Raw genomic sequence first — 14,756 nt, 5'->3', positions numbered from 1 at the left:
CTGAGGCAGCACTACGCAACCCATACGAGACACCGGCGCGATGCCAGCGCCGGCACGACTACTGCCTGCAGCAGGCGCAACGCTGCGAAGAGGGCGAGCGGGGATGACATTGACCAAACGTAAGACGCTCACCGTGGTTGACGGTGGGCTGGGCACGGCACCGCCCGGCGGTGGGGATCACAACCCGGACGCCTGGAAGGCGCAGCTGACGTACAACCGCGACCGCAACGTCGAAGGCACGCTGCACAACCTGATCCTGATCATGGAGCACGACGAGCGGCTGGCTGGGTTGTGGTGGCTCAACGATTCGAGCAACCAGGTGAAGCTGGAGCGCGACCCGCCGTGGCGCGGTGGTAGCCGCGAGGAGTTCATCGACTCCGATGCATACGAGCTTGCAGCGTGGCTGCAGCACCCTGACCGGTACGCGATGAAGTGCAGCGACGAGCTGGTGCTCAAGTCGGTGATTGCGGTGGCCAGGCGTTACCGGCGCCATCCCATCCGCGAGTTCCTCACCGGCCTGCAATGGGATGGGCAGCCGCGCGTGGAAAGCATGCTGGTGAATCTCTTCGGTGCGGCCGATTCGGCCTACAGCCGGCGCGCAGCGCAATGTTTCATGGTGAGCGCAGTGGCGCGCGTACTCTGGTTCGACGCCAAGCAGCCGTCGGTCGGCGCGCAGGTGGACTTCATGCTGGTGCTGGAGGGCGAGCAGGGCAAACGCAAGTCCAGCGCGCTGCGCGCCATCTTCGGCAGCCAGTGGTTCGTGGAGACCAGCGAGTCGCCCAGCGGCAAGGACTTCTATCAGGTCATCCAGGGCGCGTGGGGTGTGGAGATCGGCGAGATGGACAGCTTCTCCAAAGCCGACGTCACCAGCGTCAAGACGGCCATCACCCGGCGCGTGGACAAGTTCCGAGCGCCCTACGAGCGCGTGCCGCGTTCCTACCGCCGTGAGTGCGTGTTCGCCGGTACGACCAACGAGCACCAGTACCTGCGCGATCCAACAGGTGGCCGCCGCTTCCTGCCGGTACGCACCGATGGAGAGGTGCTCATTGATGCGATCAGTGCACAGCGCGAGCAGCTGTGGGCCGAGGCGATGCACATGTTCGATGGCGGCTTCGAATGGTGGCAGCTGCCCGCCGAGGCAGCCGAGGAGCAGGCCGCGCGCTACGTGGGCGACAGCTGGGAGGGGCGCGTGGAGAAGTGGCTGGATGGCCGCATGGCCGAGGACCGCTACCCAGCGCGCCTGAAGTTCTCTGCAGCCAAGGTGGACTGGGCCACCACCGACGAGATCCTGGTGCATGCCATCGGGTTAGACCCAGGCAAGCACGGCAAGCCGGAGCAGATGCGTGTGGCGGCCATCCTCAAGACGCTGGGCTGGGAGAACCACCGACGGCGATGGCCGGACGGTGGGCGAGAGCCGCGATGGTTTCGTGCTGGCCTGACGGTGGACGAGTGGCTGGCCGGCGCCAGCCGAGAGCAGGCGAGCCAGGAGGCGACGGATGCACCGGACTTCTGACCAGACCTTGCCGCCAACGTCCACACCTGTCCACACCTGTGTCCAGACCTCCCGCTCACTGCGGCAAGGCCGTCCACACCGTCCACACCTTTCGCGCGCGCCTACGTACATGACCCTTTTTCACCATCAATCAAAAACTCTCAACAGGTATGGACAGTGTGGACAGTCTGGACACCTCAATGATTCCAAGGGCTGCGGCCGTCCAGACCTCGCGGCCGAGGTGCGGACGGTGTGGACGTGCCCGCGTGGCGTCGTGTTCCACGGGAATCGCCGCGCAGGTGGGCAGGGGCAGGGCGGAGCGACCGCGACCGTAGTGGCCGGGGTGGCGGGCGCGACCGTGGCGCGGGTCCTCCTGGACCTTGCCCGTCTGCGGGTAATTCGGACCCCACTTTTCGTGCATCTTTTGTTCCGGGCTTTGGTTCCGAACGGAACAGGGATGGCCGCATGAGTTCCGAAACCATGACCGCAGCGGAATACGCGGCCCACCGGAATTGCAGCGACTCCTACATCCGCCGCATGCGTCGCTCCGGCAAGCTGGTGATGCACGCCGACGGCAAGCGGATCAACGTGGCCGCCAGCGATGCGCTGCTGGATGACATCACCGACCCGCTGCGCGGCGGCGATCGCACGGCTGGCGCCGACGCACGGCTGGATGTGCCCACCGCCCGCGTGCTGCCGAGCGATGTGCCCAGCGTGCAGGAAGCCGTACGCCGCGAACGGCTGGCGCGGGCGCGGTTGGCAGAGCTGGAGCTGGGCGAAGAGTCCCGCGAGCTGACGCGCACGAAGGGCGTGGAGCGCGCCGTGTTCACCCTCGTGCGCCAGGCGCTCAACAGCATGATGAATCTGCCCGGTCGCCTGCGCGCCAAGCTGGCCGCCGAAAGCGACCCGCGTGCGATCGAGGCGATGCTGGAGGCCGAGGTGCGCCTGATCGCACAGGCGATGCAGAAAGAAGCGCGGCAGCTGCTGGCACCACCGGGGCAGCGCAACGACGCCACCGAGGACGACGCATGACGCTGGATCTCAACGCCTTTGACGTGGAACTGGCCGAGCCGGCAGCGATCGTGTGCGACGCCTGGGAGCGTGCGTGGGAACTGCCGCCGATCCAGACGGTGAGCGAGTGGGCCGATGCCAACCGCATCATCGCCAAGGGCTCCGGCGCGGAGCCTGGCCGGTGGCGCACCAGCCGAAACCCGATCCTGCGCGAGATCATGGATTGCCTGAGCGACCACTCCCCGGTGCGCCTGGTGGACTTCATGAAGTCCGCACAGATCGGCGCCACCGAGATCGGCATCAACTGGACCGGCTATGTGATCGACCGCGGCGCGGATTCGATGATCGTGGCACAGCCAGTGAAGGATCTGGCACGCAGCTGGGCGGCGTCGAAGTTCGACCCGGCGGTGATGGAGATGCCCGAGCTGCTGGCCAAGCTCCACACCGACAACATGCTGGAGAAGCATTTCCCCGGCGGCACACTCTGGGTGATCTGGAGCAACTCGGCAAAGCAGCTGCGCCAGCGCACCGCGCGCTACATCTTCATGGACGAGGTGGACGAATACCCCAAGGACATCGGCGGGCAGGGGCCGGCCGACCAGCAGTTGGAAGCGCGCGCGATGTCGTATGGCGACCGCGCGAAGATCTACCGCGCCTGCACGCCGACAATCGCCGGCGCCAGCGCGATCGAGGCCGGGCATGCAGCAGGCGACATGCGCGTGTACATAGTGCAGTGCCCGCATTGCGGCGGTGAGCAGACGCTCGATGTGGAGCGCTTGCAGCCGGATGGCACGTTCGCTTGCCTGGCGAGCGGCTGCGTGATCGAGGAGCACCACAAAGATGTGATGTTTGCCGAGCGTGGGCACGGCGGCACCGCGTACTGGAAGCCGACCAATCCCGATGCGGACCCGTATCACCGCAGCTACCACGCGTGGGCCGCATATGCGCCGTTAGGCCTTGGGCCGTCGTGGAAAGACCTGGCCGATGCAAAGGCCGAGGCCGACCGTGACCCGAATAAAGCCGCCGGCTTCCACAACCTCAAGCTCGGCCTGCCATTCGCGGGCGAGCGCCAGGAACAGGACGCAGACGAGGTGGCCAAGCTGGGCGAGCCTGGCGTGCTGCGAGGCGTCGTTCCGCTGGGCGGCCTGGTGCTGACAGCGGGCGTGGACTTCCAGCACGACCGCGCCGAGATCCAGGTGATTGCCACCGGTCGCGGCCAGCGGCGCTGGGTGGTGGACTACGCCATCATCGACCTGGACCCCACCATCCTCGACACCTACCCGGCGCTAGACGAGTACCTGCGCGGCACATGGAAGACCACACGCGGCATCGATATGCCCATCACTGCGGTGGCGCTGGACGGCGGCAACTGGACCGAGACGGTGGCGCAGTTCGTGAAGCAGCTGGTCAACCAGAGCGGCCAGGCGCGCATCGTGGAGACGCCGAACGGCTTCATCAAGCAGACGGTGTATCTGATCCGCGGCCGCAATGAGCGCAAGTCGGAGCGTGCGGTGTATCGCCCTGCAAAGACCGAGGTCAACAACCGCGACAAGACCGTGGCGCGAAGCGTCGGTGTGTGGGGCGTGGGCACGTCTGTGCTCAAGACTATGGTGTATGGCTGGCTCACCGCTGCTCTCGCAGCAAAGGACAAGGCCGACGCGGAAGGGCAAGCGGAGGATCTGGCAGCGCGCATGCTGCGCTTCCCTGGCGGCCGCGGCGATGAGGTGCCAGATCCGATCAGTCCGGATCCGGGTGCGCTGCTGCCGGTGTACTACAAGGGGCTGACGGTCGAGTTCTACGACAAGGAATCGGGCTATTGGATCAAACCAAAGGGGGCGCGGAACGAGCCGCTCGACACTGCCGTGTATGCCATCTGGGCATCTCTTGCTCCAGCAGTGAAGGCCGATGTGATCCGCGACTCGCAGTGGGAGGTTCTGGAAAACCAGTATCAGCCGGCGACGAAGGGCTTGTTCGATCAGGATGTCAGCACTTTTGAACAGGATTTGCCTAGTATGCAAAAGTCATCACGGGATACCCATGAAACTGCGGTCTTTAATCAGGCGCGTGTGAACGGATTTGCGCGGGCTGGGTGGTCGTTCTGATGGAAGCCCAAAAGAAACCATACGATCAGCTTCGCGAGCGCATCATATCTGCAATGCAGCGAGATATCGGTGTAAGTCGGCAGCTCGCTGCGCCGTTTGCGGATTCCATTTTGGAGTGCTTTGCAGGTGAACGGCCATATTTCCCTGCCAGACAAAGAGTCCATCACATGCAAGAGATGGAGTCAGCCCTGAACGCAGGCGTTCCGGTCGTAGACGTGGCAGCTAAATACGGTTTGTCCAGAGCCCATGTCTACAGATTGTTTCCAGGTGGGCTGAAAGCCCGTTCCAACAGGGTCGGCTCTTGAAACCTCCCTGGCGCGAGGCGCCAGGGAGCGGGACTGCTAGTTTTTACAAGTGTATTGATGCTGGAATTCGCCGCCTTGTACATTATATCGGTCAAATATTTTTGTCTTGGCGATATAAGTTAGCGGCGCATTTAAAGGCCCTGGGCAATAAAACTCCAGCTCTATGGTTTTATTTTTGATATCCGCGTTGTGAACCTCGGAGAACTTCTTTACCTTGCAGTCGTTGGTGGGGCAGCTGATGAAGGTCGTTTCGGCATGGAGCCACGTATCAAAATCACCGGAATACGTGAGTTTTGGATAAACGCTTTGCCAAGGGCCCGCAGTTGCGTTTTCCACGTCAACTAATGTAAAGGGTGAGCAAGGTTCGTCTCGAAGTCGTAGGCCCTTCTCGATCGCTCTTGCAAAAGCATCCCGAAAAAATTGGTCCTTTAACGCTTGGGCGTCTCCGGTGTCGGTTGTATAACCAACTCCTATGCTTACGGCTGGCATTGTGCTGAGGCGATTTTCGATCTTATCCAGCTCAGTAACACTGCCCGCGATTTTGAAGTCTTTATAAGTGGGATCAGCATGTATCTGTTCTTTGGCATAGCAAAGAATGCTATTTCCGAGTTTTTGGGCGCCAGGGCTGCCGGTTTGCACCACGACTTCAATGCCTTTTTTTACCGCCGACCCTCCATTCGTGTGAAAGGTGATGAGATAATCCGCGCTCAAAAAGTTCGCATAGAGCGCCCTGGCGGCATAATCTTCATCCCATTCGCGTAAATGACTTCTTGCTGAGTCGTCGGTGCCCTGAGGGAAGATGTTCCACAACGTAGCGCCTTTATCAGGGTATAACGTCTTCGTGTAATACCTTGTGCCAAGCCTCTCATAAGGCACTTTGCTTACGGGGTCAATCCAAATGTTGCCGAGATCTCGGCTGAATACAATATTGGAAAAGTACGGTTTGTACGTTAGGTTTGGCGAATAAGATTTAATCTTGGTATCAGTCAGTGTCGCAAAGGTCCAGGTGATTCCGTCCTCGTCTATTTCGTTTGCTTTGGCTTGTTGCGTGACCCATTTCTTACTTTTCAGATTGTAATAATATCCGCCCCCTGGATTTAATAAGAGGGTGGGGGCGGATGGGGGGTTGGGTGACTCAATCCTGGCAACTTGTACGGGGAAATCATCTGGGAATATCTCGTTGATGGTTAATCCATCAAACCGGAGTGATACAGTCGAGACATCAAAAATGTTGTCAACCAAGTCATGGCCATACTGACTGACTTGGTTATAAGTAGGACTAAAGGCTTCCTTCCACTTTGTCATGTCTTTCGGAATGAAGCCGCGTCCTAGTTCAACAATCACCAGTCTGGTTGATGGCTCGTACGAGACGCGCGCGACGATCTTGGTGTCTTGACCTGGATACCTTTTCTGCTTGTTCACATAGGTTTGTATCGCGGCCTGAATCTGCGGCTGCACATCGGCCCAGATATCCGCATTAACAGCTTGCGGTACGGCGTCCTTCGATTGTGCAGCTACTAGGCTTGGCGAGAGTGCCAGCATCGAAACAGCAGCCGCGCGATGAATCCACTTCATGTGTTGCTCCTTGTGATGAAAACTCCCCTGCCCTAACAGAATAGCAGCCTGGGTAAGCGTCTACCCGCAAGACCTCTCAATTCGTTTGTGCAGCTCGTTTCGTGCATCAGCCCACCATTGGGTACGCGTGAGTAGTTTGGCAAAGGTTGAGACTAATTTTCGAAATAAGTAATAATTTCAATGAGTTGGGGGGAGGGGTGCTCTCAGTTTTTACCTGGTTTTGAGATGCGTTGATCACTAGCCTGACTCTTCATGAAGACGGCTCAGGAAATGCTCACCATGTACCAGCAGGCAGAAATTGCCGTGCTGCAAGGGCAGAGCGTTCGGTTCGGTGAGCGCATGCTTACCCGCGCGGATCTGGCCGAGATCCGCAAGGGCCGTCAGGAGTGGCAGGCCGCCGTTGACCGGCAGGCCTGCACTGGCCGTCGCGCTCGCTGGGCGACGGTTGATTTCGGTGGCCGGACTTGATGGCTACCGCTGTTGTTGCCCGCGACCGGCTGAGCGTCGCTATTTCCCACGACCGGAACGTGCGTGCCATTGAGGCCCGCGCCGCCAATGTCATCACGGCTAAGGAAACCGAGCTCGCCCAGCGCAACGAGCAGTTGCGCGTACTAGCACGCGCCCATGAGGTGACCCGCCCATCGCGCAGCCGCAAGTTGGCGCGCGACTGGGGCAGTGGCAATGCGATTGCCGGCATGGACGCCCGGCAGCTGCGTGACCAGGCGCGCCACCTTGAGCGCGACCTGGACCTGGCCGACAACGCACTCAACGTGCTGGTGCAAAACACCGTGGGCTCGGGCATCGACGTGCTCTCTGCACCGCGCTTGCCAGGCCAGCCGATCAACCGCGACTTGGCCCTGCAGCTGGATGAGCTGTGGGACGTCTGGTGGGACACGCCCGAAGTGACCCGCGCGCATGACTATGGCGCGTGCCAGCAGTTGCTGGCACGCAGCTGGTTGCGCGACGGCGAGGCGTTCTACCAAGACCTGAGCGGCGGTGTGCCGTATCTGGAGCATGGCGGCGGCGTGCCCTACAGCATCGAGATGTTGGAGGCCGATCTGGTGCCGCTGGACTTCAACGACCCGGCCCGCAACATCCTGCAGGGCGTGGAGCGCAACGCATGGGGCCGCCCTGTGGCCTACCACGTGTACAAGCAGCACCCGGGCGACCCGCTGGGCTGGACCACCGAAACCAAGCGCGTGAGCGCCGAAGTGATGCACTGCATTGCCCACCTCAAGCGACTGCATCAGGTGCGTGGCTTGAGCGTGTTTGCCAGTGCGATGTCGCGCTTTGAAGACGTGAAGGACTACGAAGAGTCGGAGCGCATCGCCGCAAAGGTGGCGGCGTCGATGACGTTCCAGATCAAAAAAGGGTCTGGCGAGGTGTATCAGCCACCGGGCGAAGGCCTGGGTGGTGTGGCGCTGATGCAGCAGGGCGTGCCCGTGCGCGAGTTGCGCATGGCGCCCGGTGCGATCTTTGACGACCTGCTGCCGGGCGAATCCATCGAGAGCCTGGGCACCGACCGCCCAAACCCAAATGCGGCAACCTGGCGCAAAGAACAGCTGCGCGCCGCTGCCGGCGGCATTGGTGTGAGCTTCTCCAGCCTGTCGCTGGACTACAACGGCACTTACTCCGCACAGCGGCAGGAGCTGGTGGAAAAGTGGGGCAGCTACCTGATGCTGGCCGAGCGCTTCATTGCCTTGTTCGTTCGGCCCACGCGCCAGCGCTTTATCGAGGCGGCTGTGCTATCCGGCAAGGTGCGCATGCCGCGCGGCTGGACGCTGCGGCATCTGGCCGCCTCCACCTACGTGCGGCCGATCATGCCGTGGATTGACCCGCTCAAGGAGGCCTACGCCAAGGGCGAGGCCGAGGACCGCGGCTGGGTGAGCCCGCAGCAGAACACGCTGCAATACGGCAACAACCCCGACGAAGTGCTGCGGCAGCGCCAGGACTGGCAGCAACAGCAGCAGCAATTGCAGCCGGCCGCGCCGGCACCTGCGGAAGCCCGCGCGCAACTGCGTGCGGACCTTTCGCGCGACATGTTGAGGGACATCTGACTATGCGACCCCACGCACTGACCGCGGCACTGGGCCGCGTGCTTGCCGATGCCGGCCCGGCGCTCGGCCCGTGCCTGCTCAAGATCGAAGCCCGCGCCACCGACGTTGCCGAGGTGATGATCTACGGGACCATCGGCGACAGCCTCTGGTCTGAATCTGTTTCCCCGCTGCAGCTGGCCGAGCAGATCGGTCAGATCACCGCCGGCACGATTCATGTGCGCATCAACAGCGGCGGCGGCGCGGTGGCCGATGGCATGGCCATCTACAACGCGCTCAAGCAACACGCCGCGCACAAGGTGGTGTTCGTGGATGGCCAGGCCGCCTCGATTGCCTCGCTGATTGCCATGGCCGGCGATGAGCTGGTGATGTACGCCAGCTCGCTGCTGATGGTGCATGCACCGCACACCATCGCCGCCGGCAATGCGTCCTCGTTCCGCCAATACGCCACCGCGCTGGATGCACATGCCGGCGCGATGTTGGAGGCGTACGCCACCAAGACGGGCAAGCGCGCCGAGGTAGAACAGCTGCTCACCGATGGGGCCGACCACTGGTACACCGGCGCGCAGGCGGTGGAGTTCGGCTTTGCGGACCGCGTGGCGGACACCGCTGCCACCGCCCGCGCCGAGGCCGCGTCTGTTGTGGCTCTTACCGGCTACCTGCAGGCCATCACCCAAGCGCCGGCGCCCGTCGCCGCGCAGCTGCGCGGCCATATCGCCGCCGCGCTCAGCCCCAGCGTTTTCGCCTCACTTCCCGAGGTCACCCAAACGGCCGTCGTTGGCCACATCGAGGATCCTATGACCCAACAAACCTACCTCCGCATCCTCGCCAACGCCGGTGGCGGGCAGGGTGCTTCCACCACCACGGCTACGCCGCCTGCGCCTGCACCGGCACCGGTCGTCGCTGCTGCGCCAGACGCCGCGGCCGCCGTGCAAGCGGCGCTGGTCGCGATGCGCGGCCGCAACGCCGACATCATGGCGATGGCCGAGCCGCACATGGGCAATGCGGAGATCCGCGCCTATGTGGACGGCGTCATTGCCGCCGCCGACCCTGCGGTGACCCCCGACAACGTGGGCCGCCACATCCTGGCGTTGATGGGCCGCAACAGTGAGCCGCTCAACGGCCGTGCCGGCGTTGTTGCTGGCGGCGACCAGCGCGACAACGTGCGCGCGGCGATGACCAATGCGATCCAGGCGCGCGTGGGCCTGGCGCAGGCCACCGGTGACAACCCGTACCGCGGCCATTCGCTGGCGGAGATGGCGCGCGAGTGCCTGGTGCAGGCCGGCGTGAATCCGCGCGGCATGGACCGGCGCGAGATCGTGGGCATGGCCTTCACCCATTCCACCTCGGACTTCCCGGCGCTGCTGGGCGATGCCGCACGCCGCTCGGTGCTGCAGGGCTACCAGGAAGTGGAAGAGCGCTTCAGCGAGTTCACCCGCGCTGTGAGCGTGCCAGACTTCAAGCCGACCAATCTGGTCGGCCTGGGTGCGTTCTCGGATCTGCTGCCCGTGCGCGAGGGCGGTGAGTACAAGCAGGGCACCTTCAGCGAGCAGTCGCAGTCGATGCAGATCGTCACCTGGGGCCGGCTGTTCACCATCACCCGCCAGGCCATCATCAATGACGACCTGGGCATCTTCAGTGATGTGCCGCGCAAGATGGGCCAGGCCGCAAAGCGCACGCTGGCCAAGGCGGTGTTCGATCTGATCGTCAAGAATCCGCGGCTGGCCGACGGCAAGACGCTGTTCCATGCCGACCACGGGAACCTGCTTCCGGCGGCGACGATCACCACCGAGAGCGTCAGCGCCATGCAGGCGCGCATGGCGCTGCAGAAGGACGCCGACGGCAACGTCATCCGCGTGCCCATGAAAACGCTACTGGTGCCGGTGGCACTCTCCGGCGCCGCATTGACGGTGCGGGCCGCTGAGTACGCAGTGGGCGGCGCCAACAACCAGACCACGCCCAACATCGTGCGCAACACCTTCGAAGTAGAGAGCGACGGTCGTCTTGACCAGGCCGACCCGAAGGCGTGGTACGGCCTGGCCAACTCGGCCTACGTGGATGCCTTGGTGGTGGGCTATCTGGACGGCAACCAGACGCCGTACCTGGAGCAGCACGAAGGGTTCACCGTCGACGGCGTGGCCTGGAAGGTGCGCATGGATGCGGCGCCGGCCATCGCCGACTACCGCGGCATCTACAAGAACCCCGGCCAGTAAACCGCCTGCCGCACCGCAGGCGCGGTGCGGCGTCTCTTCGCATCTGGAGTACTTCCCATGAAAAACGCATACCAAGACGGCCGCGTGCTGGACGTGACCCTCACCGCTGCCGTACTCAGCGGCGGTGTGATCGCCGACGGCAAGCTGGTGGCCATCGCCGTCACAGACGGCGCCGTTGGCGAGACTATCGCCGCCCACGTGGAGGGCGTGTTCGCCCTGCCCAAGTTGCCGGCCGCCGTGATTGCGCGCGGCGCCTCGGTCAACTGGGACGCCGACACGAAGCAGGCCATCTCGGCTGCCGGTGGTGCCGGCGATACCAACAACATCGGCTACGCGATCGAAGCGGCCGGCAACGGCGCGGCGACTGTGCTGGTGCGCCTCACCCCGGGCACCGCAGCGCCGGTGGCCGCCTAAGCCTTACCCACCACCGCACGCAGATGCCCGGGTGGCGCGGGCGGTGGTGGCTCTTTTCGACTCGACCCAAGGATCAGCACATGGCCCCGCCGCGCGGCGTCCGCAACAACAATCCAGGCAACATCGATCGTACCGGCGTGGCTTGGCAGGGCGAAGATCGCACCGCGGCTGCACGCGCACGCGAGGCCCGCTTTGCCGTGTTCGACACGCCCGAATACGGCTTCCGTGCCTTGGTCAAGACGCTGTTGACCTATCAGCGCAAGCACAACCTGCGCACCGTGCGCGGCATCATCAACCGTTGGGCGCCGCCGGTGGAGAACGACACCGGCGCGTATGCGCGCCAGGTCGCCGCCGCGCTGGGCGTGGATGTGGACCAGCCCATCAGTGTGGAGGCGCCTGCCACAGCGTTTCAGTTGACCAAGGCGATCGCCAGGCACGAAAACGGCGGCAACTTCTGGGGCGACGAGGTCATCTGGGATGGCGTCGAGCTGGCCGGTGTGCGTCGATGATGGATGGCGGCGCCACTGTACTGCTCAAGTCGGCCGCACTGTTGGTAGCCACCAGCGCCGGCAGCGTGGTGGTCACCGAGGTGATCACCGGCAGCGAGCACCTGTTCCTGGGGATTCCGCAGTCGTGGTTTTTGGCTGCGGTGGTCGGCGCACTGCTCGGCCTGCTGGTGCTCAGTGAGATCGACGTGGGCAAGGTGTCCGCGCCCAGCGGCGGGCCTGGCGTGCAGTGGTTGACGTTGCTGCTGCGTGTGGGCCTGCTGGGGCTGTTCGTGCTGGGCTTTGCCCTGGCCGCCGGATGGATCGTGGTGGCGCTGGCCAACTACTTCCCGTCCATCCACCGGATCGGGATCGCGGTGAGTGGGCTCAGCGGCTTCATCATCAAGCCGATGCTGCCGCACTACCTGGGCGCCTTGCAGAAGTGGTCCGATCGCCTGGCCGGCCGCGCGGGAGGTGGTGCATGACCATCTACCTCCTGAGCCTGGTCAGCACGCTGGCAGTGTTCTGCGCCACCACATGGCAGCTGCTGCACACGTTCCACCTGGGTGACCGCGCAAGCGATCGCGCCGCCTGGGCGCTGCGAGGCGCCTGCTTTATCGGCCTGGCCGTCGGCATGCTGGGCATCTTCCTGCGCGATCTGGCGCAGCACACCCCCACGCCCTGGTACGTGCTGCTGGTGCGCGTGAGCCTGACGGTGTTGCTGATCTACCCGTGGCGTCGCCGGGAGAGCGAACGATGAATATTCTGGTCTTCCTCAAGGCGCTGCTGGCGCTGGTCTTCGGCTGGGCGGCGGATGCGCTGACCTGGCTGCGCAAGCCGGGCAGCCGGCTCAAGGTGATCTGCGCGTGTCTTGCCGCGCTGCTGTCGATCGCTGCGCTCACGTCCTACCGCAAGGGTCAGCAGGTGATCGTGGTAACGCGCCAGGTGGCGCAGTGCCAAAGCGACCGCACGGCAGCCCTGGAAGCGGCCCAGCTCAAGCGCGCCGAGCTGGAGCGCAACAACGCCGACAAGGACGCCGCGCTGGCCACCATCGCCGCCAAGTTGCAGGCCGAGGCCGAAAAGCTGCGGATGCTGCAGGAGCGCAACGCCGGTCTGCGCGACAAGACCGAGATCGCCAAGGCAGCAGCTGACCGCAGCGCCAAGGCATTCAAGCAGGAATACGACCAGCGGCCGGCGGAGTGCAACGCGGCCCTGCAGGCGCTGGCGGCTGCGTGCCCAAGCCTGGGAGGCTACTGATGTTGCGTTCTCTGTTCGTCATTGCGTTGGTCGTTGCCTTGGCTGGCTGCGGCAAAAAGGGCATCACGCGCGAGGATGCTGCACGCCCGGTGGTTGTGACCCCGGCGCCGGCCGTGATTGCCGTGCCGGTGCGCACCTTCGTGCAAATCGAACCGCGCCTGACGCAGCGCTGCAGTTGGGTGAAGAATGGCGCCCTCGAGCAGGTGCTCGATGTTTCGCGCGGCCGCAAGCGCTGCCTGGAGTTCTACGAAGCCAACCTGAGCGAGGTCGAGCAGGTGCAGGGTACGCCAGCGGGCGAGGGCAGCCCGTGAGCCAGATCCGCATCGCTGTAGATGCCGATAACCTGCTGGGCCGCCAGTTTTCCGCCCTGGAGCGTGAGCAGCTGCCGTTTGCAGTCATGCAGGCTTGCAATGCGACCGCCTTTGAAATCCGCGAAGTGTGGAAGCGGACGGCGCCGCGCGTGTTCGACCGGCCGACGCCGATGACCATTAATGCGGCGCTGTATCGCAAGGCGACCAAAGGACGCCTGTTTGCCGAAATCTTCCTGCGAGACGAGGCATTCAAGGGCACGCCGCCAGCCAAGTACCTGCAGCCCGAGGTGGAAGGCGGTACCCGCCGCAAGAAGCGCATGGAACTTCTGTTGCAGGCAAAGGGAATGATGCCGGCTGGGACGTTTGCCGTGCCAGGCAAGCGCGCTCCGCTAGATCAGTTCGGCAATGTGCCCTCGAGCCAGATTCGGCAGATCCTGTCGCAACTGCGCGCTGGTGGCGAACAGGGATATGTGTCCAATGAGACGAACGAGCGTCGGACCAAGCGCCAGCGGCGTGAGGCGCGCAAATTCGGACGGAGTTACGAGTACATCGTCCTGACCAAGCGCCGAGGCCGTCTGCTGCCCGGGTTGTATGAGCGCAGCAACGACCGTAGCCGCGCAATTCGCTCGATCTTCATTTTCACGAAGCAGGCCAACTACAGCCCGCGTTACGACATCTTCGGCCTTGCGCAGCGTACGTGGGACAAGCTGATGCCGTTCTACTTCAATCGCGAGCTGGAGAAGGCTCTGGAATCAGCTGTTCGTGGAGCTGGCGTATGAACCAGCGCCAGTTCCTCGAAGCGTTTGATTATGACGCCTTTGCCGCGTTTGCGGTTGTCGGCATGGCGGATGTTGCTGCCTACCAGGCGCCAGGCGCAGATACGGTGGTGTCTTGCACCGTTCAAATCGATCGCAACGTGCGCGACTTCGGTGACGACATCATGCCAGTCAGCACGGGCTACACACTGGTGACGTTCCAGCGTGCAGAAGTGGAACCCGCCAAGCGCGGCCGCCTGGTCCTGCCAGGTGAAACGCTGGTGCTGGCGGAACGCGTGCGTCAGGACGAATCCATCAGCCAGTGGGTAGCTGACCATGGCTAGCCCACGCGAAACATTGCGCGCCGCCGCGGGTGACTGCCTGCAGCGCATCAGCATTGACGGTGGCTACCAGACCAACGCCGGCGCCGCGTTCACCCTGGAGCCGGGCCAGGTCAATGAAGACGCCACTGCCGTGCTGACCGCGCTGGTGGCCAAGCAGGAGCGCGCTAGCGATGCCGCGCTGGTTCGCACCCACCGCCTCACCACGCTGGTGATCCTGATCAAGATGCCTGCGCCTCTGGATACCGCGCAGGCGCGTCTGGACGCAGCCGTGGCCGATGTCGAGCGCGCGATGGCTGACCAGCAGTTCCGCTACCCGCCGCGCATCCAGGTTCCGCAGTACGTCTCCATGGAGCCGGTCAAGCCGGAAGCCGGCATGAGTTGGGTCGGCGCGCTGCTCACCTACCAATCCCATATCCCCATTACCTGACGCCGGCTGCC

General features: G+C 63.6%; 16 protein-coding genes. 15 read left to right on the top strand and 1 reads right to left on the bottom strand.

Annotated elements, in window-relative coordinates:
• Nucleotides 1-103 precede the first annotated feature (103 nt).
• The 3 genes from XaplCFBP3123_RS08970 (at nt 104) to XaplCFBP3123_RS08960 (ending at nt 4,605) form a co-directional block, all read left to right on the top strand.
• A complete protein-coding gene (locus XaplCFBP3123_RS08970; RefSeq protein ID WP_104533712.1) occupies nt 104-1,513 on the top strand; it encodes a VapE domain-containing protein in 1,410 nt (469 codons plus the stop codon).
• Between the two features lie 444 nt (nt 1,514-1,957).
• Complete coding sequence (locus tag XaplCFBP3123_RS08965; RefSeq protein ID WP_104533711.1) at nt 1,958-2,524, top strand: hypothetical protein; 567 nt, start codon at nt 1,958-1,960, stop codon at nt 2,522-2,524.
• Complete coding sequence (locus tag XaplCFBP3123_RS08960) at nt 2,521-4,605, top strand: terminase gpA endonuclease subunit (RefSeq protein WP_104533710.1); 2,085 nt, start codon at nt 2,521-2,523, stop codon at nt 4,603-4,605. Before XaplCFBP3123_RS08965 ends, XaplCFBP3123_RS08960 begins: the two co-directional genes overlap by 4 nt.
• A 341-nt stretch (nt 4,606-4,946) precedes the next feature.
• Here the strand turns inward: XaplCFBP3123_RS08960 and XaplCFBP3123_RS08955 are convergent, their stop codons facing one another.
• Nucleotides 4,947-6,485 (bottom strand): N-acetylmuramoyl-L-alanine amidase, encoded by a 1,539-nt coding sequence (locus XaplCFBP3123_RS08955; protein WP_104533709.1) that lies wholly within the window; start codon nt 6,483-6,485, stop codon nt 4,947-4,949.
• Between the two features lie 252 nt (nt 6,486-6,737).
• Between XaplCFBP3123_RS08955 and XaplCFBP3123_RS08950 the strand changes: the two genes are divergently transcribed.
• The 12 genes from XaplCFBP3123_RS08950 to XaplCFBP3123_RS08895 all read left to right on the top strand — a co-directional run bounded on the left by XaplCFBP3123_RS08950 (nt 6,738) and on the right by XaplCFBP3123_RS08895 (nt 14,745).
• Complete coding sequence (locus tag XaplCFBP3123_RS08950) at nt 6,738-6,953, top strand: primosomal replication protein PriB/PriC domain protein (protein ID WP_104533708.1); 216 nt, start codon at nt 6,738-6,740, stop codon at nt 6,951-6,953.
• Between the two features lie 59 nt (nt 6,954-7,012).
• A complete protein-coding gene (locus tag XaplCFBP3123_RS08945) occupies nt 7,013-8,542 on the top strand; it encodes a phage portal protein (protein ID WP_253254164.1) in 1,530 nt (509 codons plus the stop codon).
• 2 nt (nt 8,543-8,544) lie between these two features.
• The gene (locus XaplCFBP3123_RS08940) at nt 8,545-10,752 is read left to right on the top strand and encodes a ClpP-like prohead protease/major capsid protein fusion protein (RefSeq protein WP_104533706.1); all 2,208 of its coding nucleotides are present in this window, start codon (nt 8,545-8,547) and stop codon (nt 10,750-10,752) included.
• A gap of 57 nt (nt 10,753-10,809) precedes the next feature.
• Nucleotides 10,810-11,166 carry a DUF2190 family protein gene (locus tag XaplCFBP3123_RS08935; protein WP_065031690.1) on the top strand — a complete coding sequence of 119 codons (357 nt, stop codon included), beginning with the start codon at nt 10,810-10,812 and terminating at the stop codon, nt 11,164-11,166.
• A gap of 80 nt (nt 11,167-11,246) precedes the next feature.
• Nucleotides 11,247-11,675 (top strand): structural protein P5, encoded by a 429-nt coding sequence (locus XaplCFBP3123_RS08930; protein ID WP_104533705.1) that lies wholly within the window; start codon nt 11,247-11,249, stop codon nt 11,673-11,675.
• Nucleotides 11,672-12,136, top strand: a complete 465-nt coding sequence (locus XaplCFBP3123_RS08925; RefSeq protein WP_253254163.1) for a hypothetical protein — start codon at nt 11,672-11,674, stop codon at nt 12,134-12,136. The genes XaplCFBP3123_RS08930 and XaplCFBP3123_RS08925 overlap by 4 nt, the downstream gene beginning before the upstream one ends.
• Nucleotides 12,133-12,411, top strand: a complete 279-nt coding sequence (locus XaplCFBP3123_RS08920) for a hypothetical protein (protein WP_104533703.1) — start codon at nt 12,133-12,135, stop codon at nt 12,409-12,411. The genes XaplCFBP3123_RS08925 and XaplCFBP3123_RS08920 overlap by 4 nt, the downstream gene beginning before the upstream one ends.
• Entirely contained in the window at nt 12,408-12,908 is a 501-nt protein-coding gene (locus XaplCFBP3123_RS08915) for a hypothetical protein (RefSeq protein ID WP_104533702.1), read from the top strand. The genes XaplCFBP3123_RS08920 and XaplCFBP3123_RS08915 overlap by 4 nt, the downstream gene beginning before the upstream one ends.
• Complete coding sequence (locus XaplCFBP3123_RS08910) at nt 12,908-13,219, top strand: hypothetical protein (RefSeq protein WP_253254162.1); 312 nt, start codon at nt 12,908-12,910, stop codon at nt 13,217-13,219. Before XaplCFBP3123_RS08915 ends, XaplCFBP3123_RS08910 begins: the two co-directional genes overlap by 1 nt.
• Nucleotides 13,216-13,998 carry a hypothetical protein gene (locus XaplCFBP3123_RS08905; protein WP_104533701.1) on the top strand — a complete coding sequence of 261 codons (783 nt, stop codon included), beginning with the start codon at nt 13,216-13,218 and terminating at the stop codon, nt 13,996-13,998. The genes XaplCFBP3123_RS08910 and XaplCFBP3123_RS08905 overlap by 4 nt, the downstream gene beginning before the upstream one ends.
• Complete coding sequence (locus XaplCFBP3123_RS08900) at nt 13,995-14,318, top strand: hypothetical protein (protein ID WP_104533700.1); 324 nt, start codon at nt 13,995-13,997, stop codon at nt 14,316-14,318. Before XaplCFBP3123_RS08905 ends, XaplCFBP3123_RS08900 begins: the two co-directional genes overlap by 4 nt.
• Complete coding sequence (locus tag XaplCFBP3123_RS08895; RefSeq protein WP_104533699.1) at nt 14,311-14,745, top strand: hypothetical protein; 435 nt, start codon at nt 14,311-14,313, stop codon at nt 14,743-14,745. The genes XaplCFBP3123_RS08900 and XaplCFBP3123_RS08895 overlap by 8 nt, the downstream gene beginning before the upstream one ends.
• The last annotated feature ends 11 nt before the right edge of the window (nt 14,746-14,756 follow it).

It is taken from the genome of Xanthomonas arboricola pv. populi (assembly GCF_002939945.1).
Taxonomy (GTDB): domain Bacteria; phylum Pseudomonadota; class Gammaproteobacteria; order Xanthomonadales; family Xanthomonadaceae; genus Xanthomonas; species Xanthomonas arboricola_A.
This window is presented reverse-complemented; position numbering and strand designations above follow the sequence as displayed.

What these genes read in the sequence shown, in the direction of transcription:
- XaplCFBP3123_RS08925 (WP_253254163.1), top strand. Translation starts at nt 11,672, where the DNA reads ATGATGGATGGCGGCGCCACTGTACTGCTCAAGTCGGCCGCACTGTTG.
- XaplCFBP3123_RS08895 (WP_104533699.1), top strand. Translation starts at nt 14,311, where the DNA reads ATGGCTAGCCCACGCGAAACATTGCGCGCCGCCGCGGGTGACTGCCTG.
- XaplCFBP3123_RS08965 (WP_104533711.1), top strand. Translation starts at nt 1,958, where the DNA reads ATGAGTTCCGAAACCATGACCGCAGCGGAATACGCGGCCCACCGGAAT.
- XaplCFBP3123_RS08970 (WP_104533712.1), top strand. Translation starts at nt 104, where the DNA reads ATGACATTGACCAAACGTAAGACGCTCACCGTGGTTGACGGTGGGCTG.
- XaplCFBP3123_RS08950 (WP_104533708.1), top strand. Translation starts at nt 6,738, where the DNA reads ATGAAGACGGCTCAGGAAATGCTCACCATGTACCAGCAGGCAGAAATT.
- XaplCFBP3123_RS08920 (WP_104533703.1), top strand. Translation starts at nt 12,133, where the DNA reads ATGACCATCTACCTCCTGAGCCTGGTCAGCACGCTGGCAGTGTTCTGC.
- XaplCFBP3123_RS08940 (WP_104533706.1), top strand. Translation starts at nt 8,545, where the DNA reads ATGCGACCCCACGCACTGACCGCGGCACTGGGCCGCGTGCTTGCCGAT.
- XaplCFBP3123_RS08935 (WP_065031690.1), top strand. Translation starts at nt 10,810, where the DNA reads ATGAAAAACGCATACCAAGACGGCCGCGTGCTGGACGTGACCCTCACC.
- XaplCFBP3123_RS08915 (WP_104533702.1), top strand. Translation starts at nt 12,408, where the DNA reads ATGAATATTCTGGTCTTCCTCAAGGCGCTGCTGGCGCTGGTCTTCGGC.
- XaplCFBP3123_RS08955 (WP_104533709.1), bottom strand. Translation starts at nt 6,485, where the DNA reads ATGAAGTGGATTCATCGCGCGGCTGCTGTTTCGATGCTGGCACTCTCG.
- XaplCFBP3123_RS08930 (WP_104533705.1), top strand. Translation starts at nt 11,247, where the DNA reads ATGGCCCCGCCGCGCGGCGTCCGCAACAACAATCCAGGCAACATCGAT.
- XaplCFBP3123_RS08960 (WP_104533710.1), top strand. Translation starts at nt 2,521, where the DNA reads ATGACGCTGGATCTCAACGCCTTTGACGTGGAACTGGCCGAGCCGGCA.
- XaplCFBP3123_RS08910 (WP_253254162.1), top strand. Translation starts at nt 12,908, where the DNA reads ATGTTGCGTTCTCTGTTCGTCATTGCGTTGGTCGTTGCCTTGGCTGGC.
- XaplCFBP3123_RS08900 (WP_104533700.1), top strand. Translation starts at nt 13,995, where the DNA reads ATGAACCAGCGCCAGTTCCTCGAAGCGTTTGATTATGACGCCTTTGCC.